At 74.6% G+C, this 696-nt stretch carries 1 protein-coding gene; it reads left to right on the forward strand.

Translation table 11 applies throughout. The features are described 5' to 3' along the window. A partial coding sequence (locus F3J18_RS37665; RefSeq protein ID WP_166917228.1) for a PTS fructose-like transporter subunit IIB occupies positions 1 to 696 on the forward strand: 696 nt, incomplete at both ends.

A 696-nucleotide genomic window follows, 5' to 3' on the forward strand; every position in this document is an offset into this window, starting at 1 on the left:
TGCCGGAGCGCAGCGCCGCGCCGGCAATGGCGGCGCAGGCCCTGCTGCGCGCGGCGCGGCGCCTGGGCGGCACGCTCGAGATCGAGACGCGCAGCGCGCTGGGCATCGGCTCGCCGCTGACGGCCGAGCAGATCGGCGCGGCGCATGCGGTGCTGATCGCCGCCGACGACACGGCCGGCATCGACGAGGCGCGATTCGCCGGCAAGGCGATCCATCGCGTCTCGATCGAGCGGGCGATCCGCGAGGCCGACGAGTTGGTGGCGCGGATCGCGCACGCGGCGGCCGATGCGGGCGGCGCGGTGCCGGCCGCTTCGATGCGTGCGCAAGCAACCGATGCTTCGACACAGTCCGTCGCGAACACGGCCGCGCCGGCGCGTGCACTGAAGATCGTCGCGATCACCTCCTGCCCGACCGGCATCGCCCATACCTTCATGGCGGCCGAGGGGCTCGCGCAGGGCGCGCGCCAGCTCGGCCACGCGATCCACGTCGAGACGCAGGGCTCGGTGGGCGCGCAGAACCGGCTCAGCGAGGCGCAGATCGCCGACGCCGACCTGGTGGTGATCGCCGCCGATACGCAGGTCGACAAGTCGCGCTTCGCCGGCAAGCGGCTCTACGAGACCGGCACGAAGGGCGCGATCAGCGGCGGCGCCGCGCTGCTCGAACGCGCCATCGCCGAGGCGAGCCGCGACGCCGCCG

The sequence above is a fragment of the Burkholderia sp. Ax-1720 genome (assembly GCF_011753035.1).
In the GTDB taxonomy this organism is placed as follows: domain Bacteria; phylum Pseudomonadota; class Gammaproteobacteria; order Burkholderiales; family Burkholderiaceae; genus Burkholderia; species Burkholderia gladioli.